Source organism: Collinsella sp. SGI.241 (assembly GCF_050312955.1).
Classification (GTDB): domain Bacteria; phylum Actinomycetota; class Coriobacteriia; order Coriobacteriales; family Coriobacteriaceae; genus Collinsella.
Genome location: NZ_JBNPKM010000001.1, coordinates 68030 through 91604, shown reverse-complemented (window position 1 = coordinate 91604; position 23575 = coordinate 68030). Strand labels below are relative to the sequence as shown.

Annotated in this window: 18 protein-coding genes and 1 tRNA gene; 7 read left to right on the top strand and 12 right to left on the bottom strand. The window is 57.0% G+C overall.

The window, feature by feature from the left end:
• Nucleotides 1–71: 71 nt before the first annotated feature.
• Nucleotides 72–1493: a 6-phospho-beta-galactosidase gene (lacG, locus tag ACQQ92_RS00420; RefSeq protein WP_427795500.1), complete on the top strand. Its 1422-nt coding sequence runs from the start codon at nucleotides 72–74 to the stop codon at nucleotides 1491–1493.
• Between the two features lie 511 nt (nucleotides 1494–2004).
• On the opposite strand, the gene ACQQ92_RS00415 is transcribed toward lacG, so the two are convergent.
• Complete coding sequence (locus tag ACQQ92_RS00415; RefSeq protein ID WP_427795499.1) at nucleotides 2005–2769, bottom strand: DeoR/GlpR family DNA-binding transcription regulator; 765 nt, start codon at nucleotides 2767–2769, stop codon at nucleotides 2005–2007.
• Between the two features lie 206 nt (nucleotides 2770–2975).
• Here ACQQ92_RS00415 and ACQQ92_RS00410 point away from each other — a divergent pair, with 206 nt between their 5' ends.
• Together ACQQ92_RS00410 and ACQQ92_RS00405 are read left to right on the top strand one after the other, a co-directional pair.
• Nucleotides 2976–4028, top strand: coding sequence for an aldose epimerase family protein (locus ACQQ92_RS00410; RefSeq protein ID WP_427795498.1), 1053 nt, complete (start codon nucleotides 2976–2978; stop codon nucleotides 4026–4028).
• A 206-nt stretch (nucleotides 4029–4234) separates the two neighbouring features.
• Nucleotides 4235–4310 (top strand) — tRNA-Thr (locus ACQQ92_RS00405).
• A gap of 297 nt (nucleotides 4311–4607) precedes the next feature.
• Here ACQQ92_RS00405 and ACQQ92_RS00400 read toward each other — a convergent pair.
• The 4 genes from ACQQ92_RS00400 to ACQQ92_RS00385 all read right to left on the bottom strand — a co-directional run bounded on the left by ACQQ92_RS00400 (nucleotide 4608) and on the right by ACQQ92_RS00385 (nucleotide 12021).
• Nucleotides 4608–4823, bottom strand: a complete 216-nt coding sequence (locus tag ACQQ92_RS00400; RefSeq protein WP_427795497.1) for a DUF3006 domain-containing protein — start codon at nucleotides 4821–4823, stop codon at nucleotides 4608–4610.
• An 11-nt stretch (nucleotides 4824–4834) separates the two neighbouring features.
• Nucleotides 4835–6052 (bottom strand): ComEC/Rec2 family competence protein, encoded by a 1218-nt coding sequence (locus tag ACQQ92_RS00395; RefSeq protein WP_427795496.1) that lies wholly within the window; start codon nucleotides 6050–6052, stop codon nucleotides 4835–4837.
• Between the two features lie 275 nt (nucleotides 6053–6327).
• Nucleotides 6328–7005 (bottom strand): DUF4357 domain-containing protein, encoded by a 678-nt coding sequence (locus tag ACQQ92_RS00390; protein ID WP_427795495.1) that lies wholly within the window; start codon nucleotides 7003–7005, stop codon nucleotides 6328–6330.
• 30 nt (nucleotides 7006–7035) lie between these two features.
• Complete coding sequence (locus ACQQ92_RS00385) at nucleotides 7036–12021, bottom strand: type ISP restriction/modification enzyme (RefSeq protein WP_427795494.1); 4986 nt, start codon at nucleotides 12019–12021, stop codon at nucleotides 7036–7038.
• 152 nt (nucleotides 12022–12173) lie between these two features.
• Here ACQQ92_RS00385 and ACQQ92_RS00380 point away from each other — a divergent pair, with 152 nt between their 5' ends.
• On the top strand, nucleotides 12174–13163 hold the full coding sequence (locus ACQQ92_RS00380; protein ID WP_427795493.1) for a restriction endonuclease: 990 nt from the start codon (nucleotides 12174–12176) through the stop codon (nucleotides 13161–13163).
• 119 nt (nucleotides 13164–13282) lie between these two features.
• Here ACQQ92_RS00380 and ACQQ92_RS00375 read toward each other — a convergent pair whose 3' ends face one another.
• Complete coding sequence (locus ACQQ92_RS00375; RefSeq protein ID WP_427795492.1) at nucleotides 13283–14179, bottom strand: HNH endonuclease; 897 nt, start codon at nucleotides 14177–14179, stop codon at nucleotides 13283–13285.
• 71 nt (nucleotides 14180–14250) lie between these two features.
• Entirely contained in the window at nucleotides 14251–14490 is a 240-nt protein-coding gene (locus ACQQ92_RS00370) for a hypothetical protein (RefSeq protein WP_427795491.1), read from the bottom strand.
• A gap of 358 nt (nucleotides 14491–14848) precedes the next feature.
• Here ACQQ92_RS00370 and ACQQ92_RS00365 point away from each other — a divergent pair, with 358 nt between their 5' ends.
• Entirely contained in the window at nucleotides 14849–15148 is a 300-nt protein-coding gene (locus ACQQ92_RS00365) for a DUF2958 domain-containing protein (RefSeq protein ID WP_158567277.1), read from the top strand.
• A 4-nt stretch (nucleotides 15149–15152) separates the two neighbouring features.
• Nucleotides 15153–15752, top strand: coding sequence for a hypothetical protein (locus ACQQ92_RS00360; RefSeq protein ID WP_427795490.1), 600 nt, complete (start codon nucleotides 15153–15155; stop codon nucleotides 15750–15752).
• A 442-nt stretch (nucleotides 15753–16194) separates the two neighbouring features.
• Here the strand turns inward: ACQQ92_RS00360 and ACQQ92_RS00355 are convergent, their stop codons facing one another.
• The 4 genes from ACQQ92_RS00355 to ACQQ92_RS00340 form a co-directional block, all read right to left on the bottom strand.
• On the bottom strand, nucleotides 16195–17130 hold the full coding sequence (locus tag ACQQ92_RS00355; protein ID WP_427795489.1) for a relaxase/mobilization nuclease domain-containing protein: 936 nt from the start codon (nucleotides 17128–17130) through the stop codon (nucleotides 16195–16197).
• A 26-nt stretch (nucleotides 17131–17156) separates the two neighbouring features.
• Entirely contained in the window at nucleotides 17157–19061 is a 1905-nt protein-coding gene (locus ACQQ92_RS00350; protein ID WP_427795488.1) for a type IV secretory system conjugative DNA transfer family protein, read from the bottom strand.
• A 9-nt stretch (nucleotides 19062–19070) separates the two neighbouring features.
• On the bottom strand, nucleotides 19071–19409 hold the full coding sequence (locus ACQQ92_RS00345; RefSeq protein WP_427795487.1) for a plasmid mobilization protein: 339 nt from the start codon (nucleotides 19407–19409) through the stop codon (nucleotides 19071–19073).
• A gap of 323 nt (nucleotides 19410–19732) precedes the next feature.
• On the bottom strand, nucleotides 19733–20599 hold the full coding sequence (locus tag ACQQ92_RS00340) for a DnaB-like helicase C-terminal domain-containing protein (RefSeq protein WP_427795486.1): 867 nt from the start codon (nucleotides 20597–20599) through the stop codon (nucleotides 19733–19735).
• Between the two features lie 504 nt (nucleotides 20600–21103).
• Here ACQQ92_RS00340 and ACQQ92_RS00335 point away from each other — a divergent pair.
• Complete coding sequence (locus tag ACQQ92_RS00335; protein WP_427795485.1) at nucleotides 21104–21868, top strand: hypothetical protein; 765 nt, start codon at nucleotides 21104–21106, stop codon at nucleotides 21866–21868.
• A gap of 27 nt (nucleotides 21869–21895) precedes the next feature.
• Here ACQQ92_RS00335 and ACQQ92_RS00330 read toward each other — a convergent pair whose 3' ends face one another.
• Nucleotides 21896–22879, bottom strand: a complete 984-nt coding sequence (locus ACQQ92_RS00330) for a site-specific integrase (protein WP_427795484.1) — start codon at nucleotides 22877–22879, stop codon at nucleotides 21896–21898.
• Between the last annotated feature and the right edge of the window lie 696 nt (nucleotides 22880–23575).

The following is a 23575-nucleotide window of genomic DNA, read 5'->3' as shown; positions in this document are numbered from 1 at the left end:
TCCCTCTGTTGGTGCCCGAATCCCCAGTTCGGGCACCTCTCCCTATTCGTATCCCACAGAAAGGATGCCTCATGACCAACCCCATGCAGTTCCCCGACGGCTTTGTGTTTGGCGGCGCCACCGCTGCTTACCAGGTTGAGGGCGAGACCCGTACGTACGGCAAGGGCAAAGTGCCCTGGGACGATTTCCTGGCTGCCCAGGGTCGCTTCTCCCCCGACCCCGCAAGCGACTTCTACAACAAGTACCCGGTCGATATCGACTTGTGCCAGCGCTTTGGCATTAACGGCATTCGCGTCTCCATCGCTTGGAGCCGCATCTTCCCCAAAGGCACCGGTGAGATTAACCCCGAGGGTGTTGCCTTCTATCACGAGCTCTTTGCCACCTGCAACAATGCCGGCGTTATCCCCTATGTCACGCTCGATCACTTCGATACGCCCGAGGCCTTTTACCAGAACGGCGGCGAGGGTTTCCTGACGCGCACGACGATCGACGCCTTTGTCGAGTACGCCAAGTTCTGCTTTGCCGAGTTCACCGAGGTCAAGCACTGGTTCACGTTTAACGAGATTCCCGCAACCGCCGAGGGCAGCTTTATCGTCGGCAACTGGCCGCACGGCGAGAAGTACCGCCTGGACAAGGCCTTCCAGCTCATGCACAACATGATGGTGGCCCACGCCAAGGCTGTCGTCGCCTTCCATGAGGGCGGCTTTGAGGGCGAGATCGGCATTGTCCAGAACCTGGAGCCCAAGTATCCCCTCGACCCCAACAGCGCTGCCGACTGCGAGGCCGCCCGCATGGCCGACGTCATCAACAACCGCTGGGTGCTCGACGCCACCTTCCGCGGCCACTATGCAGCCGACACCATGGAAGCCGCAACCAAGCTGGCCCATATCGCCGGCGGCGAGCTCGACGTCCGCGACGAGGACATCGCCGCGCTGACCGCCGCGCTCCCCTACAACGATTGCCTGGGCGTCAACACCTACAAGTGCCAGTTCCTGCGTGCCGCCGAGGGCGAAAACGACATCAACCACAATGGCACTGGCGACAAGGGATCTTCGCGCTGGTTCCTCAAGGGCGTAGGCGAGGCATGCGTGCGCGAAGGCGTACCCACCACCGATTGGGACTGGATCATCTATCCCGAGGGCCTGTACGACCTGCTGCTGCGCATTAAGAACGATTACCCCAACTATAAAAAGATCTACATCACCGAGAACGGCATGGGCTATAAGGACGACTTCGAGGATGGCTTTATCGACGACGCCCCTCGTATCGACTACATGCGCCAGCATCTCGCGTGGATCCTCAAGGCAATCGACGGCGGCGTAAACGTCGACGGCTACTTTGTGTGGTCGCTGCAGGACCAGTTCTCCTGGACCAACGGCTACAACAAGCGCTACGGCCTGTTCTACATCGACTTTGAGACCCAGAAGCGCTATCCCAAGGCGAGCGCGTACTGGTACAAGAACGTCGCGGAGACCGGCCTGCTCATGGCCTAACTTTTGCTGCATACCCCCTGTCGGCCGCATACGAATCCCTCCACGGGTTCGCATGCGGCCTCTTTTGTTTTGGCGCGGCCCGAGCAGGTCGTTTGTCTCGATTTGTAACATCTAGCCGAATATTTCGGCCCTAGCTGTTACAAATCGAGACAAACAGAACGCCCGAGCAGAAATATCTCAATCTGTAACATCTAACTCGCTTTTAACCGTCTAACTGTTACAGATCAAGACAAAGGTGATGGCTGGATAGACAAAATCTCGATCTGTAACAACTAGTCGAGTTTTTGGGTCCTAGCTGTTACAGATTGAGACAAATACACAGGACAATCCTCTCAATCTCAATCTGTAACATCTGGTTGGTGACTTCACCCCTACCTGTTACAGGTTGAGACAATTTGATAGCGAAGTCCTCATTTGCGCGTCATATCGCGTAGCGCTGACGCGCTGGTTCCCACAATGACAGGAGGTAAAAGTCCTCCCGCATCGCCTGTTGGCAATCTCGTAGCGCTAGCTAGCAAATGACCTGCGTGTGTTCCTCGATGGCGGCGCGGTCCTCGACCGAGATACCCGGCTCGCACACCACGGCATCCAGGCTGTCCAGGCGGCAGAAAGTGTAGAAGTCGCGCCTGCCGATCTTGCTGGAGTCGGCGATCAGATAGCGCGAGTCTGCCTTGCTAAAAGCGAGCTGCTGGATACGGCCCTCGTCCATGTTGGACGTAGATACGTCACCGTCCAAGATGCCGTTGGCGCCGATAAACGCCGCATCGATACCCAGCGCACGCAGGGTATCCTCGGCCGTTGGTCCCACAAAAGCGGCGGTGCGGCGACGATACATGCCGCCCACGAGGCACAGGTCGCAGTCTTCGCGCGCCTCGAGCAGGTTAAACACCGAAAGCGAATTGGTCACAATGCGCAGGCGAAACGCCGGCAGCATCGAGGCCATCTGCTCAACCGTGGTGCCCGTGCCCAAAAAGATGGTCGAGCCTTCCTCGATAAGCTCCACAGAACGGCGCGCAATCTGCAACTTTTCCTCGGCATGCTTCGTGCGCTTTTCGCTGTGCGAATACTCATGGCGCAGCATAGCGTGTGGACGGCCCTGTGCACTGCGGGCTCCGCCGTGCACGCGCTCGATCTCGCCCAGGCTCGCAAGCTCCTCAAGGTCACGGCGGATCGTCATATCCGAGACACCTAACGCATCCGAAATCTCCTTGACCGAGACCGTTCCCTGCTCCTCGAGCAGCTGACGAACCTTATCCTGTCGCTCCGCTTTAATCACGATGAGTCCTCGCCGTTCTTTGCGCGCATATCATTCAAACAGTAACGAACAAATTGTATCAGACTCGTGCGCGTCAAAAATGAACGCCCGCACAGCTCCAATCATCACTTTTTTGAGAAAAATACCCCCTGCTTTAGTGGGGTGTAGTGATAATCTCACCTGTTCGCGCTACAGTTTGTCGGAAATACCTCGATGTTAGGAACCAAATGATCACTTCTGAGCTTTTCGGCACCGCGCCGTGCGGTACCCCCGTTCATCGTTACACCCTCAACGGGCCCGAGATCTGCGTTCGCATTATGGACTATGGCGCCACCGTGCTGGGTATCGATGTGCCCGACATTCCCGGCAACGTGCGCGATGTGGTGCTGGGCTTCGATAAGCTCGAGGATTACTTTGACAACCCCGCCTGCTTTGGCGCGACCATTGGCCCCGTGGCAAACCGCACTGCGGGTGCAACGATCACCATCGACGGTACGGACTGGCATATGCCCGCCAACGAGGGCGCCAACAACCTGCACAGCGATCTTGAGCACGGCCTGCACAAGCGCGTGTGGGATGTTGAGCTCGACGAGGCCCATAACGCCGTGCGCATGACCACCTCACTTGAGGATGGCGAGTTGGGCCTGCCCGGCAACCGCACCTTTACGGCCGTGTTTACCGTGACGCACACCGGCCGCTTCCGTATCGAATATGGCTGCGAGAGCGACCGCGCCACGTACGTGTCCATGACCAACCACACGTACTTTAACCTTGCCGGTCATAATGCCGGCATGGACTGCGAGCACTTCTTTGTTGCTAACGCTGCCCACTACCTGCCCATCGACGACCAGAACATTCCTACTGGCGAGATTGCTCCGGTCGAGGGAACACCGTTTGATTTTCGCGAGTTACGCCCCGTCGCGCCTGGCATGGAGGCCGACCATCCGCAGATTAAGCAGGCACGCGGCTACGATCACTGCCTGTGCATTGGCGGCTATCAGTACGGCCGCAATCTGCGCCGTGCCCTGCACGTCGAGGAGATGTGGACCGGCCGTGAGCTGGACTACTACACCACCGCCCCGGGCGTGCAGCTCTACACCGGCAACTGGCTAGGCGATGAGCACGCCAAGGACGATGCCAACTACGGCTGGGGCGCCGGCTTTGCCCTCGAGGCCGAGATGTACCCCGACACGCCGCACCGCCCGCTGTTCCCCCAGGGCATCGTGGGCCCGGGTCATCCCTACAGCAATGTGATCGAATACCACTTTATGAGGCACTAAGCTCATAACGCAACATATCGCACAGCAGCGCCCGCCGGCACACCGCCGACGGGCGTTTTTCTACCTAGTTGTAGGCAACCAGGCACATCCCGGCTTGAATGATTAGTGCATTTAACGTGAGAAAAGCTATCAGAGCACTTGCGCGGATTTGCGATGTCCCGTATCATAGACAGCCGTTGACGCCTCAGCTGCGTCACCACATGGCCGCCAGCGTAGCTCAGTTGGTAGAGCACCGCTCTCGTAAAGCGGGGGTCACCGGTTCGAGCCCGGTCGCTGGCTCCATTGCATTAGTCCAGCTCAGAAGCATAATTGCTTCTGAGCTTTTTCTTTTTCTCTCCAAATTTCATATCTTCTGAGGAGTGAAAATGGAGTGAAAATATTTTTTAATCAATTTGATGCGCATGCCTGTCTACATATCATCCGCATAAGATCCCAACTTAAATCGAGTTGCATACGGGATAGACGCCCGGCAACATGCCGAAAAATACGGGTCAACATTCCAACCGACATAGAAAAAGCCCGCACCCCATACAATTCGCGTTCAGGGTACGGGCCTGTCACAATGTAGCCGTGTTGTTATCAGTGTTTAAAGAGTGAAGCCATTAGATCGGCATTGGCTTTCAGGCGCTCAGCCTTTGCACCGTCGTCTTTCACCCATGCACCGGGTCCGCCTTCATAGACATCGCCCTCGGCACAGCCCTCAGGCATCTCGGCGAGTGGCACGTCCATAAACTTGGTGCCGTCGACCTCGAGTACCGCCATATCGCCTTCAATGCGATCAACGATTGCCTGCATATCGTCCTCCCTTAGGGGTTGCAGACGCCACAGGGGGCGTATCCTTGAGCCTGAGCCTGTGACTTCGTCATTTCGGTCAAACTTTTACTGCGTGACGTGGTGCGACAACCGGGACGATGGTATTTACTTCCCGTTGGCGTAATCACAACCGTCGTGTCGGCACTGGGATCAGCCGCTGGCGCAGATGGCGCCGGCTGAGCGGGAGCTGCCTGCTGCTCGGCGGTTCCGCTCGATCCACCACCGCCGCCGCCCGAGCCGATACCTTGGGAGTCGGCACCGGAATCCTGGCTCGCGGCCTCAATGGTGCCCTCGGTAGCTGTCGAAGCCGTAACATCCTTGCCGTTCGAGACGACGGTAACCGTGCCATGGACGTAGGTGCCGTATACCTGCGCACCGACGGAAGACAAGGCGTCGAGAACGACCTGAGTCGGATGCCCATAGGAGTTCTTGCCATACGAAAGCACGGCAATCGTAGGCGTCAGCTTCGCCGCAAGAGCGCTGCTCATTCCCGACGCGCTGCCATGGTGCGAGACCTTCAGCACGTCAACGTGCCCATCAACGAAACTGTTCTGAGCCTCAACTGGCGCGTCGCCCGTAAAGAGGAACGTATTCTGGCCGTAGGTAACCTTAATAACGACCGAATAGGCGTTGTCCTCGGAATAACTCGCACCTTGCTGCGGCCACAGGATATCAATAGAGTAATTCTCACCGGTTGCGATCTGACGGCCGGCGTAGGCAGGCTCAATCCCCATGCCCTTATTCGAGATGCTCGTCAGGAAACGTGTATAGGTCTGCGTGGAACTGTTCGCCTCGGGCGCCCAGATAGATCCGATATCCATCGAAGAAATAATGCCGTCGAGTCCACCGATGTGGTCGGCATCCGGATGGGTCGCCACCAGCCAATCAATCGTCGGTCGACCATCCGCCCTCAGCGTCGCCATCACGGTATCGGCCTTGCCCCGCGGCGTGTCGATCAGCATCGTCTTACCGTCGGGGAACTCGATAATGCTCGCATCGCCCTGGCCAACATCGACAAACTTCACGACCAAATCGGTCAGCGTAGCAGGATCCGGCTCGGGTTCAGGCTCAGCGACAGCAACCGGTTCAGTCGAAGACTTTTTCTTAGCCTTGGATTTCTTCGGCACTGTCTGCTCAATAGCAGGTTGTTCAGACGCAGCGGAAACATCGCCGCCTTCGAGCGCGGCGCCGACGCCGATAATTGCAAACATCACTGCAAAGAAAGCAACAGAACCGACAATCAGCCTGTGCGTATCCCGCTGTTGTTGGCGCCGTTTCATCTCACGGTGGCGTGATAGGGGTTTCCATTTCGGAGGCAGAGGCTCCTCATAGGTCGGATCGACAAAATCCTTAACCTTCGAGGCGGCCTTGCCCACCAAGTCAGACGTCTTGGAGGCCTTTTTCGGCCCCTCAACCCGCTCCTGCTCAGCAGGCTCCTTTTTCTTCTTCCCCGGCAATTTCACAACGCTGCCCTTTCTGTGAGAAGTTATTTCTTCCTGTACTCGTCGAGCATCTTGCCGCTCTCGTCCTTCCAGACATTCCAGCCGTTAGTTGAACCACCAAGCACAACCCAACCAGCAGTCGAAGGCGATTTCGTCACAACATCCGCCTGCAGCACGCCGTCCACGATCGGTGCCGTACGTCGTGGCTCGGGGGTCCAGACGACCCCCTCGTTAACCGGCAGGCATTTCGCACCGGCCTTAACGATAAACGCGCCGTCCTCAACAACCATCTGAGCCACAGCAGTGCCTTTGCCCTTACGGGTCTGCTTCAGGTGATAGGTTCCATCAGGAATGGAGGTCCAGTCATCCTTCATATGGCGCTTTTCGGTCGCCTGGTCAAAGGACTCCTCGCGCGTCTCGGTCTCGGGATAGACCTGCTTACCGTCAAAGGAAGCAAGCAGCTGAATCACCAAGTCAATATCGAGAGCAAAGAGTTCCGAGCCCGGCACGCGAGCCTTAGAGAAGATCTCGTCAAGCAGCGCCTCCTTCTCGTCATAGTCCTCAACCTCGATAGCAAAGCGCCTTTTCAAACCGACGACATTGAAGTAGCCGTTACGCTCAAGCGAGTACATACGGCCCTCAAAGTTGCCGGTGCCGGTCTTGCCGATCTTCACGAGACCAGGAACGACGGTCTCCATCACGTAAATTATGCCTTTGGCCATGAGTCCCTCCCGGTCTCGAAAACCACTGTCTTATTTCCAAACCGTAGGCCAGCAATCAGGGTGCGGAAGTTCGTTAAGCGGCGGAAGGGAATCGATGATTTCCAATGTTCTCATCGAAACCGTCGTCACTTTTTTAACCAAATCAACGATATATCGCTTGTCGGGCTGCCCGTTACCCTTCGTCGAGTAGGTATTGGGGTCATTCACGATGCCGCTCTTGTCGTACTCCTTGATTTGATATCGATCCACTATCCACTCGAGCGCGGACTTGCCATTTACGACATATCTCTGCGCTTCAACAGGAATGTTGCGTAATTCAAGATTCTCGGCGACCTTGAGCGTGGTGTAATCCTTGACCTTTTTGCCGGTATCGGGATCGGTGACGTTGCCCCAAGCCATCTTGATGGTCTTGCCCGGGTTCTCGGAATCACCTTCCTCGGTAATTCCTGACCAAGGGGTTCGAGCCTCATAGTCGACATGGAAATCTTTCAATTCGCGCCCAGCGCGCATAAATGCTCTGAAATCGCGAGCCAGCGGTATGCGCGGCAGCTCCTTCTGCAGATTGTTGCCAAAGCGCTCCCGATACTCGGGCGAATGGAAGATACCGTAGACGTAATAGAAGATGTCCTCTTTCGAGATCTCTATATCAGGATACGCAGCCCTAAAAACCTCAAGCGCCGAGTCGTTAATAGCATCATGACGCACCCACTCAACACGCTTTTCAACCTTATCGTCAAACAACCCAAGCTGGTCCCCGCCGAACAAAGACGCTTGCCCGGAAACCTGCGGCACTCTTACTTCGACTTCCTTGCTCGAATACCAGTAGAGGGGGAAGCACTGAGACTTTTGCTGCATATCGAGACACGGAACGAGGTCCGTAATCATGCATGAAAAGCCATTATTGCCAGGGCCGGTCACACATATCTCAAGATTTTCCGCCCCATCGTACGGAAACAGCTTCGGCTGTTGATACGTACGGTTATTGAACTGCTGGTCCATATAAAGCCATTGCTTGCAAAAAGGACGGTATAGGGAAAGCCTGATGTGGTCTTCGCAATAGCGCGCGCCCCTATCGCGTTTTACGTCTTCGTAAACCTCATGCGTCCATTTGATAATTGTGGTGTCAGTTGTTAAGAAAGATCTGACATCCTGCGGTTTGCCGGCAGCACGCCATCTGTCCAACTCGGATAGATAGGTTTTCACTGTCAGTTTCATATTGTTGGCAACAGTCGTTTTTCTAAAGTTGTAGCACCACTCATCGCGATTCGTCTTAACGCCTTGCGACCAGATATTGAATAGACCGCTATCGAGTTTCTTTGTTCCATCTTGCATTCCGCAAGGAATAAAGCGCTCGAAAGAGTCGTCTCTCAAATCAAGCCAGTCGCCATGAACATCAGGCTCCAAATCAACCCACTCGGGATCACCCTTGACGGCTTCCTTCAAAATATTCAGCTTCTCATCGCGTGTCTTGTAGTCACCAATATCGCGATAGTGAATCTTGCCATGCTCATCGGAAGCAGGATTCTTGACCAGCAGCGCAATGGCAATCGTCGCTCGGGAGCCGGAATCGAAAATCTTGCCACCCTCGCGACGCGACTCTTCACCCTGAGTGCGCTGATTACCACGCAGGTTGTAAACGTAAATTGAATTGAATTCCTTTACAAAGCACTTTCTTACACCGGCAGAAGCCTCTCCCTTGAGCCAGCCACCGTTGGAGACAAAGCAGACGATTCCGGAGTCGCCGATACGGTCCGACGCCCACCTGAAAGCGCGAATGTAATGATCGTAAAGAGAATTCTTCAGTACGGCATTCGAGTCTTTGGCATAGGTCTCCTCAATGCGCGTATCGAGCGTTGGGTACTTTGTATTCTGATTGCCGGTGTTTTCCTTATCGCCCGCACGGTACGGGGGATTTCCCACAATGACGCGAATCGGAGCATTCAGCTGTTTGAGAATGCGCTCCGAATTCTCGGTAAACACCTTCGCATCGATCGTATTGCTATCCTCGTGCATGTGGAACGTGTCCGTGAGGAGCGCACCCGGAAACGTCGTATACTCTCCGCCCATGCGCGAGTGGTAAGACTGCTCGATGTTGATGTCCATAATCGACGCGGCAAGTGGAACGATCTCATTGCTGTGCAGGTCGTTCAGATACTTATACTCAAGGTCTTCGTCGGCGATCAGGCTCTCGTCCTCAATGAGTCTGCACATATACGTACCGGTGCCCGCGAAGCCGTCCAGGATATGGACACCCTTGTCGCCCAGCTTCATACCGAACTCACGCTCCATGGCCCTTTGAACCATGTGCAGCTGGGCATCGACAACTTCTACAGGCGTATAGACGATACCCAAAGAGTCGGCGGTGTCCTTGAAGGCGACCTTAAAGAACTCGTTGTAGATTTCCTTCACCAAGCGCTGGCGGCTAGCGTCAGTCGTGAGCGCCCTCACCTGATCGCGAACGGACGCGTACACCTCAGCGAGCTCGCGATCGTCCTCAGAGCTGGGAAGACCCGCTTCATAGAGCGATGCCAAGGCACGGTCGAGTCCACGCGTAATCGGATTATTGGCCACAACCTCTTCATTGTCGAAAAGAGCGCAGAAGACGGGGCGCGTGACCTCATGCTGCGCCAAAACCTCGATGGCCTGCTTGTCAGTGAAGTCATCGTTGAGCGATTCGCGAAGTCCCTTCAGGAAAGCATCGAAGCGCTTTCCGACAGCTTCGTTCTGCTTGACCAAGTCGGCAATCTGCTTCGTGCGCATCTGCGTAATCTTGGCGACACGGCCAGTCCATTCGGTCCAATAGATTTTGTTGCCGCACTTCTTTACAATCTGAGCGCGAATGGCCCTTCCGAGACCGCGAAGATCGGAAACATCGACGCTAAAATCAAGTCCGAGCTCCTCTTCTTCAATTCCGGGTTTGCCCTCGCGCTCCCCGATTTTATGCTTCTTACCGCCAGCATTCTTTTTCGGCTTTTTAAGCTTCGACTCATCGAGGACCTCAACCTCGACAATCTTCTCGAGCTCGCTGTCATCGCCAAAGTTGCCAGCGTTGATAACGGCATCGAGGCGCTCGTCGTGCGAGCGGAGTGCGCGAACGACGTCCCAAACAACCTTGTAGTCCTTAGAACTGGAGAGAGCCGCTGCTTCGTCAGTACCGGCGGGGACAAAAACGGGAATGATGATATAGCCGAACTGCTTTCCGGCGGCTTTGCGCATCACGCGTCCGACCGACTGAATAATGTCGACCTTACTCTTGCGGGAAGATAGGTAAATGACGGCATCAAGGGCGGGAACGTCCACACCCTCAGCAAGACAACGCGCGTTAGAAAGAATATGGCAAGTGTCCTCGCCCTCTTTGGCGGCCAGCCAATCAAGCTTCTCCTTGCGCACGCCGGAGTCCATCGTGCCGTCGACATGCTGAACCCCGACAGTCACTTTCCTGCCCTGATCAATGAGCTGTTGAATGTCAGCAATCTCCCCATCCTTGGCCTCGTCAGCGATGGTTTCCAGATACGCATCGACTACGGTCTGGAACTCCGTGGAAAGTGCCTTAGAAGCCTTGATGCTCGCAGCAAATGCGATGGCATGGTGCAGCGTTCGATTGTTCTCGCCCGTACCCTTGATAGCGTTGTAAATCTGGCTGGGATCGAGATAGCCATCACCATGGCGGCGGTCAAACAACGCCTTCCAACAACCGATAAACTTTGCGACATCGGGCATTTCAAGCGACATGTCGTCACGAGCGGCAAGTCGCTGCATCGTGGTCGAAATCATAGACTCAGAAATCTTCATGACAACGACTTTGTAATCGGTCAATAGGCCATCGGAAACAGCCTTACCGAAAGACAAACGGTACGCGACGGGGCCGTACGTCTTCACGTCATCCATCGATGCAACCTGCACAGAGGCAGACTTTGCCTTCTTCTTAGCATCTTCGCCAAAGATGCGCGGCGTGGCCGTCATGTACATACGCTTGGCAGCGTGGATGTAATCCGCATCGTGAATCATGCGGAAAGAAGTCTCGCCGTCAAGCACGCCCGTAGTACGGTGCGCCTCGTCACAAATCGCCAAATCAAAATCGGGCAGACCAAGCTGCTGAGCCTCATGAACCTTATCAATGGACTGATAGGTCGAGAAGATGACGTTCAGCCCCTCGTGAATCTTATGAAACCTATTTGCGACTGTCTTTGGGTTCGTCGTCGCAGGGAAGGGAACGTCAAGCAACGAGCCGTAGCTTTCGGCGTCCGCACCAAGATCCGAGGCAGTCGAATCAGAACAAATTACATAGGGATTGATTTTCTCCCTAACCTCATTGGACCAGGCACGCATAGACTGCGAAACCAAGCTAATGGAAGGCGCGAGGAACAGAACAGTGCCACCAGGACACAGCTCTTCGGCAGCGCGAAGCGCCATAAGGGTCTTACCCGTACCGCAGGCCATGAAAACGGAGCATCTGTCATGATCGTTAAGGGTTTTCTTGACGCCTTCTATGGCTTTACCCTGATGAGGCAGGGGCTCATGAACCTTGCGCTTACTGGGCTTAACGCCATGGACGAAAGCATTCCATCCAAGATTTGCAGCCTTGATGTCATCGATTGAAACCCTGACAACGTCCTTGGAATTATGCTCGTTGTGAACAACCTTAAGGAGGTTCTGAGACCATTCTTGAACGCTGTCGGCAATCATCAGGTGGTCATATCGGGAATCAAGTGCAGCAGTTCCGATAAACGTCGTAACGTCGCCTTCATACAGTCTTTTCTTCGAATAGCACTTCGCCTGGACAGCCCAATAGGAGCCATCGTAGTCAAGGGCAACGAGATCAATACCAAGGTCCTTTTTGCTGCCGTCGTTGGTCGGCGCGTCTTTCCAGAGCCAGACCATCTCGAGACGCGAAGACCAGGCAGGGTCATTCTCGAGGAAGAACTTGACCGCACGTTCATAACGAGAGCCCTGCTGCTTCGTGTCGGTCGACTCTTCAATTATCTCTTCGAAGATGCCCTCGATATCAGCTTCCATGGCCACTCCCGTCATGTCGAATCTTACGAATTAGAGTTTAATGGTTTGCCGAGTTTAATGTCATTGAACCAAATACCAATCTGTAAAAGGCACCGCTTAATAATCGCCTGCGCGAGCGTGTATACTCACCTCCAGCTACAGAAAGGACCACCATGGCTACTTGGATGATTCGCGCCGGTCGCGGCGGCGTCTACGCAAAAGACTGGGTCGAGAACGGCTACGTCGGTATCGGCTGGGATTTCGGCGGCGTCGATATCGCATCCACGTCGCATGAGCAACTCAGAGGCGTTTACGAAGCTGCCAACCCCGACATAAGCGCTCAAAAGGTCGCCTTTGCCGCCAGCCAGGCAAGCAAGTTCGCGCATACCATCGTGGCTGGCTCCACAGTAGTCACGTACGACCCCGAGGCGCGCGTCTACCACATCGGCAAAATCACCGGTGAGTGCATTCCCTCGCCCGATGTCGACGGCGTAACCTACACGCGCAAGGTCGACTGGAAACGCAGCGCCCCGCGCGATCGGCTCTCCATGTCCTCGCGAAACAGTCTCGGCAGCCTCACGACCATCTTCAACATCTCTGCCGAAGTCGCAGGCGAGCTCAACGCAGCCGCCGGCAAAGGCATCGGAAAGCCCGAGCCCGGCATCGAGACAGGTGACTCCGCAGACGACGAGGAGGCACGCTTCGCCACCTACGATGACGGCATCGAGCGTATCAAGGACCGCGCCCTCTCGCTAACCTGGGAGGACATGGAGCAGTTCGTGGCGGGGCTTTTGCGCACCATGGGCTACCACGCCACGGTGACGCCCAAGGGCCCGGACGGCGGTCGCGACATCGTCGCCTCGCCCGATGCCCTCGGACTCGAGTCGCCGCGTATCGTTGTCGAGGTCAAGCATCGTAAGGGCACGATCGGAGCCCCGATGGTCCGCTCGTTCCTCGGCGGACTTCGCGCCGGCGACCGAGGTCTGTACGTATCCACCGGCGGCTTCAGCACCGAGGCCCGCTACGAGGCCGACCGAGCGACCGTCCCGGTGCGCCTGCTCGACCTCGACGGACTCATCAGGCTCTACGTTGAGACCTACGACAAAGCCGACGCCGAGACGCGCTCGCTCCTCCCGCTCACGCGTATCTGGTGGCCCGCATAATCACGCCTCATCGCCCGCGCCCAGCGCGGGCTTTTCTTCTGCAAAAGAGTATGCCTTGCCCTTTTCCACACCGCCCAGATCGGAGCGTCGCGTCTCCAGAGCCTCCCGTTCCAGCGTTTCTAGCCTTGTGCGGGATGGGCCTTCGCGCGTTCCGATGCAATTTTTTTGAGCTTCTCGACGTCCTTGCCATTATTAAGAACGTGCATTTTCCTATGGCAGTTGGGGCAGAGGGCGACGACGTTGTCGAGTCTGTCCTTGCCGCCGCGCGACAGCCATTTGATATGGTGGATTTCCAGGTACGGCGTTTTATCCGTAATCCAAAAGGGCACCGCCCCGCACAGGTCGCACGATTTGGCTTCCCTCTTGATGCAGCCGGAGATGAGCCCGCTTCTTCGGTATTCGCTGCGCGAGACGACCTTCTTGCGTCCCTCGCCGGTGCCCTTCTCCGGCTCCTCCGCCTCTCGTGCACGCCTCCATATCTCATCGTCCGATATGCCGTCTGCCCCAGAAAGGACCCAGCGCTCATCCGTCTCGAAAGCCAAGTCGCTCGCTTTAACCAGAGGGAATATCCAGCCGCCATCGGTCTTCCAAGGCTTTTCAGAGGGGGACGGAACGACCTCCCCCTCGAATTGAAACATTGTCGTCCGCCCGAGCGCGCCGTTTCGGCCCCCCCTCCCATCCCGCTTCCCGATGCCCACGAGAACCTTGCTGAAAAGGAAGATCTTCCTTTGTTTCCCGGAATGCGGGCCATACTGCTCTTTCAGCTGGAGCCCGAATCTGCCGTACTCCCTGTCGCTGTCGGTCTTCGCATTTTCATTGAGAGTCGGCCCGTGATAGTAGATCGTGTCGCCTTCCCACCTGTCGTCATATTCCGCATCAGGGCCGAAGCCGGAAATCAGGACCATGGCGTTGGCCTCGTTGCTCAGGCGTATCCCGCCTTGCGTTTGGCCTCCGAATATGTCGTGAATGCGGCCATTCGAGACCACTTGGCCGATATTAAGCTCCTGTTCGAACATATCGCGCTCCGCCCTGCTGGGATTGAATAGCTCGCCAGAGCGTACCGCCGCGAGCCGGCGAGGTCAACGGCCTACAGCCAGGTGGATCTGGCGGCATCCCGCCACTCGGCGCGGACGCGGGTGGCCACGAGCAGGGCCCCACACACCGCAAAGAGCTCGTAGTCCGCCAATGCCGTCGCCGTCTGCATGAGCTCAGTCAGGAGATCGAGACGGTCGGCGGCTCCAAGGTCGCCGAATGCCTCGATCGCATTAGCAATCTGGCGAGCCTCTTGGCTGATGTTCGGATTATTAAGATCCTTGTCGGGGTTCATGGGCTTCCTTCCTTCTCGGTCCCAGCCGACAGGATAGGAATACCTGCACAGCAGACGTAAACCATAGTTTACGTTCCGGGAAAACTCGCGGGAAAATCAAACTCGGCATCCGCCGGGAAGCGGCCACGGCTCCGTGACCGGGTTGCACCTCCACTGCACGGCATCAAGGGGGCCCACGGAATCGCCCACAATTCTCCTCTTCGATACGAATGGCGGGGATTGCCGTGGACCTCCCTTGACCCCGCTCCGCTCCGGTGCGGCTTCTGCAGGAGCAGAAGCAAGCGCCGCCGACGCAGCGCTTCGCTTCTGCGCGCAGGGGCGAGAGTCTAGGGGCCACGTGCCCGGAACGGAGGAAGACATGCAGCAGCTTATGACCGAGGAAATCGCCAAGACGGTACCGAGGCTCTACGAGCAGGACGGGGCGGAGGACCCCACGGTCTACGCCCACTACTTCTCGTGCGTGAACGGATGGGACTGGTGGCTGCTCGAGTTTGACGGCACGGACGAGGCATTCGGCCTCGTCGAGGGCTACGACGACGAGCTCGGCTACTTCAGCATCAAGGAGATGGCCGAGCTGAACCGCCAGATGGGGTTCGCCGCCGTCGAGCGCGACGAGCACTTCTCCCCGAAGCCGCTCAGCGCCGTCAGGAGGAGGTAGCCGCATGGTCACGGTCGAGTTCGACTCCATGGGCGAGGCGGTCCGCCTCGCCCTCGTGGCCGGGGAGTATTTGGGCGGCGGCCTGGCCGTCCTCCTCCTCGACGCCACGGACCCGCGCTCCGAGGGCTACATGGCCGAGTGGGGCGTGCTCACGGCGAACGTGCCGGCGGCCGAGTGGTGCCGCGGACGCGGCAACATCGCCATCGACGCCGACGTGCCCGCGGCGCTCCTCGAGGCGCTCGAGGCCGCCGGCACGGTCCGGATGGCCGACCGCTCGGCGGCGTCCGGGATGGCCCGCTACCCGCTGGCCACGGTCGCCGGGAACGCCCTCGCCGGCATGGGCGGCCTGAGCGAGACCCTCGAGGAGGCCCTCGGCTCGACGGTCGTCGTCGAGTACGAGTCGGGAGGCGACGGCGGGGCGTTCGAGGTGGGGACCGCGCCGGCGGGCTCGGCCGAGCTCGAGCGCCTCATCGCCGCCGCGAGGTCCGAGGCCGACGCGCTGGCAGCCGCCGGCGGATGGGCTGCCGTCCGAATCGGTTTCGGGGATGCCGAGACCATCGACTGCGAGACGGGCCGGACGGTCTATATGGCCGGGATGGAATAGCACCGGGCCGCCACCCGCACGGGCATGCCGGCGACGGCGCGCCCGTGCGGCGTTTCACGGGGATGTCTCGCGCCATCCCCGGACCCCTGCGCGCCAAAGGGATGAATCCCCTTGGAACCCCGGGCTGCCGCCGGCGAGCCGTGAACGGCGGGCCAATCACTCGGCTTCAACTCGCGATTGCACCGCCGTGTCACGCCCCGCCGGCTTTCGCTCCGGCTCCGTTCGATGGCTCCCATGGGTCGCCATCACTGCACCTCCGCTCACCTGTCCCGTTGCACTCCGACCGGTTCGGCCTACGTTTCTCGGGACATGCAAGATATGTATTCCGTGCAACGGAATATCTTGCCCGGCAGAAGCCGGGATGTGCGAACCGCTCCGAAGTCGCTCCCGCAGAACAGTGCAACAGCTTTGCCGGCTGTTGCACGGACCCCAGATATGAAAGTCAGTCCCGGCCTCTTCCGTCATCCGCACCCTCGCGGGCGAGCTCCCAGGCTGCCCGCATGGCAAGGTCGATTCCCCTTGCCGTGAACCTCATGATCCGCCCGGTCGAGCGGTTGACGGCGTAGCCGAGCCTCGCGCCGTTGATCTTCCTCGTCTTGCCGAGGGACTCCGAGTGATAGCGGTATTGCAGCGCCCCCCGCTTGGATCGGGCGATCTCGATCCCATCCGATTCCAACCGCCTTGCAAACTCTCCGAAGCGGTCGGGGCAGCTCTTGAGCCTCCCGACCTCCTCTGCCCTCTGGGCGACAATCGCTCGGACCCTTGCGTTCTCGGATTTGTCGGATCTCCCCCTCTTTGCCATCTCGCGCTCCTCGCGACCGGGCTGGCGCGCGTGCACCTTCGAGTTCGAGAGGCCCCTTTCGAGCTGGCTCAGGCCGTACTCCGCATCGAGGTCCTTCACCGTTCTCACGCGCGATTTCGCCGCCGCCCTCGCCGGCCCGTCGTTCAAGCGCCGTCCCGTCTCGAGGTCCGTCCTATTGATGGCGAGATGAGCTGCAAATCGGGCCGATCCATCCGACTTGCACCTCTCCTCATGCAGCACAATCACGATCTCCTGGTTGGGATAGCGCTTGGCGATGTAGTCCCTCGCGTACTCCATGCAACGCGAGGGCGTCATCGGCCCGCCGTTGCAGGAGCACTCGTCCGGGTTGAAGCCGATCACCTGATGCTGCATGTACGTGCACCTTGCGCCCTGCTTCCCGGGCCGGTTGTGCCCGGCCGCCTCCCGGGTGGCGTCCATTTCCTCGAACCATCGGTCCTCATCGATGATGTGCTGGGTATCGTGGTCCAGGACTTTCTCCCTGTCCCAATCGAAATACCGCTTGAGGTTTTGGAGGTGCTCCCTGCTCATGACGCTCGTCTGCTTGATTGCGGTCATTTTCCAACTCCCTTCAAAAGCCGCTGTCAGTCGACGAAGAGGCCGGACCATCCATCGGCAACAGGCGGCTCCGCGGCGTCTTCCTCAAATTCGGGAGTCCAGAGATCGACGCCGTCCTCCCGACCCATTTGCCTTGATATCAGCCTGGCCTGGTATTCCATCCTCTTGGCCGTCTCGTGCTCGCGCGTCCCCAGATCGAAGTGCTCCTTCGTCGGCATCCGCGTGCAATCGCAGACAGGGGCCCGGAAGCACCCCGCATGTTCCCTGCCCACGCCGTTCTCCGCGGCCTTCACCACGATGACGCCGTCCTTGTCGGGGGACATCTCCGTCCACTCCCAAGGATGGATCAGGTCGTCGGCGTGCTCGCTGTAGGATGTCGACCCCGTACCGCCCGAAGGCCCCCTGCTCGAGCTGGTTCCCATGGTGTGCCGCGTCGTCTTCCCGACTAGCTCGGTGAAATACTGGCGGTCCTCGGCCTCGCCCAGCTTCATGGCGACCTTGACGCCGCAGTTCGCAAGAATCTTCTTCCGCCCGTCGCGCTCGCCGTACTTGTTCAGCTGAGAAATGTTCTGGACCGCGCCCATCCAGAACAGGCCATACGAGCGTCCAAGGCTGAGAAGGCTCGGCAGGCACTCGACCTTAGGCAGGTTCCCCCATTCGTCACCGAGAATGGACACCGGTCGCGGCAGCTTTCCGCCAGCTGCGTCCGCGATGGAATATACGGCGGCATAAAGCTGCTCGAACAGGACCGCCGCGATCGCGTTATAGGGGGAGCCCTCGTCCATCACATGGAGGAACAGCGCGGTCTTCTCGCTCAGGATTCTCATCGGGTCGATATCGTTGCCCGAGGTCATGCGCGCAATCGGCGCTGAAGCGTAAATCCTCAGGTTGACCTTGAGCGTGGAGACGATACTCCTCAGCTCGTTGCCGCCGCTCGAGATGAACTGCGAGGCACGCGAGCGAGCAGGATGCCCCTGCGGCAGTGCGCGGAACAATCTCTTCAGCGGTTCACACGGATCCTCGCCGGCCCCCTCCGTCCCCAGGCATATGATGTGGTAGACCGTCGCGAGGTGCTTGCAACCCCGCGGGCAGCCCCCATCCAGCACGGTCAGAAGGATCGTCGCCGCGAGCAGCGACCGCGCTGATTCCGTCCAGTGGCTCGCCTTCGCATCGCTCTCCCCGGCGATGAGCGTACGGGCGACGGCGTCCGCGGCCTGCTCCGCCCTCGGCAGATCTCCCCCACTCGCGAGTTTATCGACCATCTCCAGGGGATTGAACGTGTCGCTCCTCTCGGGATGCTGGGCATCCAGCAGAAGCACCCGGTACCCGCGGCGCTCCAGCTCGTCGCCCGTCAACTCGATGAGCTCGCTCTTCACGTCGGAAACGATGATGGTCTGCGGGCTAGATTCCCCGTCATCCGCCCCAAACGTAAGCAAGTCGATTGTCGGGATCAACAACGACCTGGATTTTCCAGCGCCCGTTGAGCCGTCGAGAAACATGTGCCGCCTCGGTTCGAACAGATACTTGGAGCCGAACAACGTCTTCTCAAAACCGTACACGAATCCCCTGCTTTTCGGCTGTCCGTGCCCGTCCCAAATCTCCGAGCCCCGGATGGTCTCCGGCCCCGTTTTCACCCGCGCCTCTCCGAGCACGCCTCCATCGGCGGCCCGCTCCTTCGAGGAGACCGATAGCTGCATGAGCAAGAATACCGACAGGAACAGGGCGAATGAGGCTAGGCAGCCCGGGATGCAGCGGGGTGCCACGTTGACCCACCACCAAATGATGCTATCCACACTCAAGGTGAATCCGATCGAGCTCAGCTCGATTGGAAGTCCGAGGATCATGCAATCGAGGGGAATGGCGACAAGGGGTGCAAACCCAGCGGTAAGCAGCACCGCGAAAACCAGTGCCATGACCAGTTTCTCCTTCACGAGAACCACCTACTCTCTCGCACGGGCGAGTAGGTCGTTGACCCAGCCCACCGCGGTTGAAACGATTGAAGTCGCCCGGTTGAGGTTGTTGAGAACAACCGGGTCGGGGCCGTAGGTATTGAGGGCACGGACCGCCTGGTTGAGGTTCGTCCCGATCTTCTTCAACTCGGCCCTGATACCGGCAAGCTCCCCCGTATCGGCGACCTTGACCGGCTTCTCGCCGCAGAGCAGGGCGGCGTCACGCATGAAGGTAGACGCCGGCATATTCATGGCCGCTGCCTTCTTCTCGATCGCTTTACGCTGTGCCTCACTCATTCGCACGTTGACATGCGTATTCATGGATGACATGGCTATCCAATCCGGATGGGACCGATACCGGCCCCATCCCTTCTATTTAATTGACATTGTTTGGAGCATCTGACCGATACGCCCAATCCTCGCCCTCGCCCAGGCGTCAAAGGGGACTCCCGGCAATGTTCCGAGATATATACGGTATGGCCGCCATTGCTCTCTATAGACATCAAGAGCATCGAGCAAGCGCTTCCGTTCCCAATTGAGTTCAGCGGCCGAGAGTAAAGGAAGGTCTCTGTTCTCGGCTCGAGCGAGCTCATCAGACGACAAGCATGGGTTGGGCGCCCGGTACCCACCAATGCAGGGTCCGGGCTCCATAATTAACCGATCTCGGTAAACGTTGCGGCTGGAGCGTTAAACTCAAACTCAACGACGCCGCATGAACCGTAACGATTCTTTGTGATTGATGCAATGACTGGTCGCTTCTTAAGCAACATATTGGCATTGCGCTCTTCGGGTTTATCTCCTTTAATAGACAGCGACATGACGAGATCCGCCGAATACTCGAACATATTGCACCCGCCTATCGCCTGAAGCCCGGTAGTCTGCTTGTCATAGTTCATTCTATTGATCGATGAGATTGCAAACAGCGGGCAATGCACCTCATCCACGATTCTACGAAGCTCGGATGCAACGAGCTTTAGACCGATGCGCTCATCCGCAATACGCAGCTCCTGCGGCAAAGTGACGATTTGCGCATAATCGACGATAACCAGCGGCGGCTCTCCATATTTATCGGCCACTTCTTCAATCGCTTTGCGCATTCCGGCATTTTTAATTTCGCCCGAAATAATAAACATTCGTTCGGCAATACTGCGCGCATAGATATCGACCGTACTGTCGAATAGCTCGCGTTTTGCTGCGGGCATGTCACCGCTGTACATATCATCGTAAGTTAGCTCGCCGCCAGAAATACGCGTCAAGCTCTTCGCAAGCATGCTCGCACGGGCGAGCTCGCCCTCAAAGATCACAACAGGATGGCCCGCAATGGCCCAGCTATCACCGAGCTGGTGCATAAAAGTGGTCTTGCCTGTGCCAGGTCCGCCCGGAACGATGCAAAGGTACTGACGAATGCCGCCAAGAATTGCATCCAACGCACTATGCTCGATATGGCCGAGCGGATTATTCCTTAAGATGTCAAGAACGGTTTCATTGAGGCCGTGGCTCATGGAGTTTACAGACGGCACGGTTCGCTCACCTCCAGCTCGCGGAGATACGCAAAGAAACTCGACTCAAGGATGTAGACGCGACGATGCAACGCAATTGCGCGCCCGCTCTCTTTCATAAGCTTTGACGCCGTAACCGGGCTGAGACCGGTTATCTTACACACTTCCGCAATGCCCAAAAGGCGCTCGCGGCCTAAACTCTGATTTACAGAGACCGCAGGTGAAGCCTGTACGGCAGCGTACGGCTCGTTTGATTCAACCGGCATGGTAGAATCCTTTCTGGCTGGCTCGCCCCTCCCCTCTGGTCTGCAAACTTTGATGGGAAGGGCGGGCGGCTTTTTATTTATTGACCGAAAACGAAATACCTCCTTTCGACCTAGCTGGTCAGGCTTTTGCGCTACACCATTATACTATTTCATACGTATATTCGACTATTTTATCTCATCCAATTTCTAAACCTCTTTCTAACGTCATGGCTTTTTTCGTCTAACTGAATTACAATCATGTACAGAGATTGGAGTTATCATGGGTCGTTTACCATTATCCGGAAGCAAGATGAAAAAAATTAAATACGGAACAACTGTTCAGGAGACCACGCCCGGGAGAATCGACGAGCTGCGCCGTAAAAACCCCGAATCGATCAGGAGCACCGGCGAGGCAATTGACTACCTGTGCAATTTGCTTACAGGGCTTACTCCCCGATTCGCAAAAGTCCTGGAAGACGCTTGTGCCAAGGAGATCCAGCTCATCACCAACGAGATGAGAGCCCTTCCCATCGACGGGACTGAAGAGCTGACGTTTAGCACTAAAGAGTTGGAACGTGAACAGTTCCAGCGCCTCTACGACCATCTTTCTCTCTACTATGAGGAGGCAGAAGAGCCCCAGGGCATGAGGCGCGTCAATCTTCTGGGCGGCGACTACGCAGTTTTTCCCTCCTCATGGACGCTTCTGGAGCCGGGAGATTGCGCAGAATCGTGCAGCCAGGTCGGAGTTATTGAAATTCGCGGTGGCTCCAAGTACGATGCCCCCCATTTTGTTTTCTTCCACAATGGCGACTATAACCAAAGGGACAAATTACAGCGCGCAACTAAACTCTGGCCCCGCATGAACGATGTTATCCGCGATGAGGTCAAACTGGTCACGGATGACGAGGGGCACTACCTTAATATGGACGAACACCTAGCCGCCCCCATCATTTGCTATTTCAATCTTCTGGATGCCAGCTACTATCAATCAATGGAACTGGAGCCGCCATATGGCGCAATGATCTACCGAAGCAATGTCGCTTAAGAAGAGGCCCGAACGGGCCTCTTTTTTTTAGCTTTTCAGCAGATTGTCCAATACCGACGCAGCCTTCTGGTCATTTGCCTCGATAAAGTGACTATAGATGGACAGGGTCGTCGACGGACTAGCATGGCCCAGGCGCGCTTGGATCGTCTTGATATCTGCATTGGCCCCAACGAGCAGAGTCGCCTGCGTGTGTCTCAGCTCATGAGGCTTCAGTCCGCTGTAGCCCGTATAGCGTGTGCGAGCGACGCCGTCGCTCCCAACGACCTCCCTGCTCTCTTCAAAAGAACCGAAGCCGTTTTTCGCAGCAAACAGCCTAAACGCCCTCGAATAGTTATGTCCGTCCATCCGGGTCACAAAGGCCCGTTTGCCGTTAGCGGCATCGACGACCCCAATGGAATGGACAATCGGCGTTTCTCCAGTCTGCCCCACTGCAAAGGAATCGAACTCACTCCGTTGAATGGCTTTCCATCTGTCCAGATAATCGGCAAGCTCATTTCCAACCGAGATCTTACGCCTGCTCATCTTTGATTTAGGCGGCCTCAGCGTCCTGTCATTCGTATATTGCTTTACTATCCTCAGCGTCCTGGCGTCAGGGTCATAATCCTCCCATGAAAGGCCCAGGGCTTCCCCCTTCCTCAAGCCACAGAGAAGCAGAAGCATTGTGCATGTGACAAAGGGAGACGGCTTCTCTTCCAAAAGAATTGCAAGCAGCCTTGCCGCTTCTTCAGCGCTTAACGCCTTGCGAGCCTCGACATTCTGTTTGGGCAGCTTCACTCCCCTGCAAGGGTTCTTGCCCACAAGGTCGTTATCGACGGCATCCTCCATTATCTGTTTGAGCTTGATGTGGATACGGCGAATTTCACTCTCGCTAAATCGGCCGTCTTTTCTAGCCTTGGTATATGCGACGCGAATGTCATCAGATTTAAGCCGATCGAGATCGGGATTACCGAACAACTCGCGTATGTGACGAATATCCAAACCTTCACGCTCATAAGCAAGAGGTGATCCCATGGTCGACTCCCTGTTCGCGTGAAACCTGTCGGCATAATCCGATAGGCCCAGAGGACCATTGTCCCGGTTGGAAGCGCCCTCAAGCTCGGCTCTATAGGCCTCCAGCGCCTTGGCGACTTCACTCGGCCAGTTTTTCGGGTTCTTGCTTCTGCAGTGAACCCTGCGTGACGGACTACGGCGGTACCGTCCTGTCTCAGGATCCTTTCCCAGAGAAAAGTAGATCCGATAGATCCCCTTGCTCCTGTCGATACACTCCGATGTTCCACGAGCGGTCTTTTTTATCGTGCCCTGCAATTGCATCCCTCATTTAGTTTTCGATTAGGCTAGGGGGCGTAGCTTTAAAGGCTACGCCCCCTAGCCTAATCGAAGTTTTTCACACTTTCAAGTCCAGTTAAGAGTGAAAAGAGTGGGAAATTTGATTCTAATAGCTAACTCGATATTTGCTAATTACCTATATTTACCTGCAATTCTTTTAAATTCAGTGAAATTGGTCTCATCTCGTCAAATGCCGAATTCACGTACTCGTAAAGCGGGGGTCACCGGTTCGAGCCCGGTCGCTGGCTCCATCGCACAAGACAGCCGCCTTCGGGCGGCTTTTTTGTTGCCGATTTTGAGTGCGCGTGCCAATCCACGCATCGCAACAGCGTCAGCTCCCCTATTCAAAAACAGAAACCCCGTTAATCGTGATTCCCCTAG

Bases quoted from the DNA above. Each gene is read 5' to 3' on its own strand.
- ACQQ92_RS00365 (WP_158567277.1), top strand. From the start codon at position 14,849: ATGCAGCAGCTTATGACCGAGGAAATCGCCAAGACGGTACCGAGGCTC.
- ACQQ92_RS00355 (WP_427795489.1), bottom strand. From the start codon at position 17,130: ATGACCGCAATCAAGCAGACGAGCGTCATGAGCAGGGAGCACCTCCAA.
- ACQQ92_RS00330 (WP_427795484.1), bottom strand. From the start codon at position 22,879: ATGGGATCACCTCTTGCTTATGAGCGTGAAGGTTTGGATATTCGTCAC.
- ACQQ92_RS00390 (WP_427795495.1), bottom strand. From the start codon at position 7,005: ATGGCCAAAGGCATAATTTACGTGATGGAGACCGTCGTTCCTGGTCTC.
- ACQQ92_RS00410 (WP_427795498.1), top strand. From the start codon at position 2,976: ATGATCACTTCTGAGCTTTTCGGCACCGCGCCGTGCGGTACCCCCGTT.
- ACQQ92_RS00335 (WP_427795485.1), top strand. From the start codon at position 21,104: ATGGGTCGTTTACCATTATCCGGAAGCAAGATGAAAAAAATTAAATAC.
- ACQQ92_RS00370 (WP_427795491.1), bottom strand. From the start codon at position 14,490: ATGAACCCCGACAAGGATCTTAATAATCCGAACATCAGCCAAGAGGCT.
- ACQQ92_RS00400 (WP_427795497.1), bottom strand. From the start codon at position 4,823: ATGCAGGCAATCGTTGATCGCATTGAAGGCGATATGGCGGTACTCGAG.
- ACQQ92_RS00345 (WP_427795487.1), bottom strand. From the start codon at position 19,409: ATGTCATCCATGAATACGCATGTCAACGTGCGAATGAGTGAGGCACAG.
- ACQQ92_RS00385 (WP_427795494.1), bottom strand. From the start codon at position 12,021: ATGGAAGCTGATATCGAGGGCATCTTCGAAGAGATAATTGAAGAGTCG.
- ACQQ92_RS00380 (WP_427795493.1), top strand. From the start codon at position 12,174: ATGGCTACTTGGATGATTCGCGCCGGTCGCGGCGGCGTCTACGCAAAA.
- ACQQ92_RS00395 (WP_427795496.1), bottom strand. From the start codon at position 6,052: ATGTTTGCAATTATCGGCGTCGGCGCCGCGCTCGAAGGCGGCGATGTT.
- lacG (WP_427795500.1), top strand. From the start codon at position 72: ATGACCAACCCCATGCAGTTCCCCGACGGCTTTGTGTTTGGCGGCGCC.
- ACQQ92_RS00375 (WP_427795492.1), bottom strand. From the start codon at position 14,179: ATGTTCGAACAGGAGCTTAATATCGGCCAAGTGGTCTCGAATGGCCGC.
- ACQQ92_RS00360 (WP_427795490.1), top strand. From the start codon at position 15,153: ATGGTCACGGTCGAGTTCGACTCCATGGGCGAGGCGGTCCGCCTCGCC.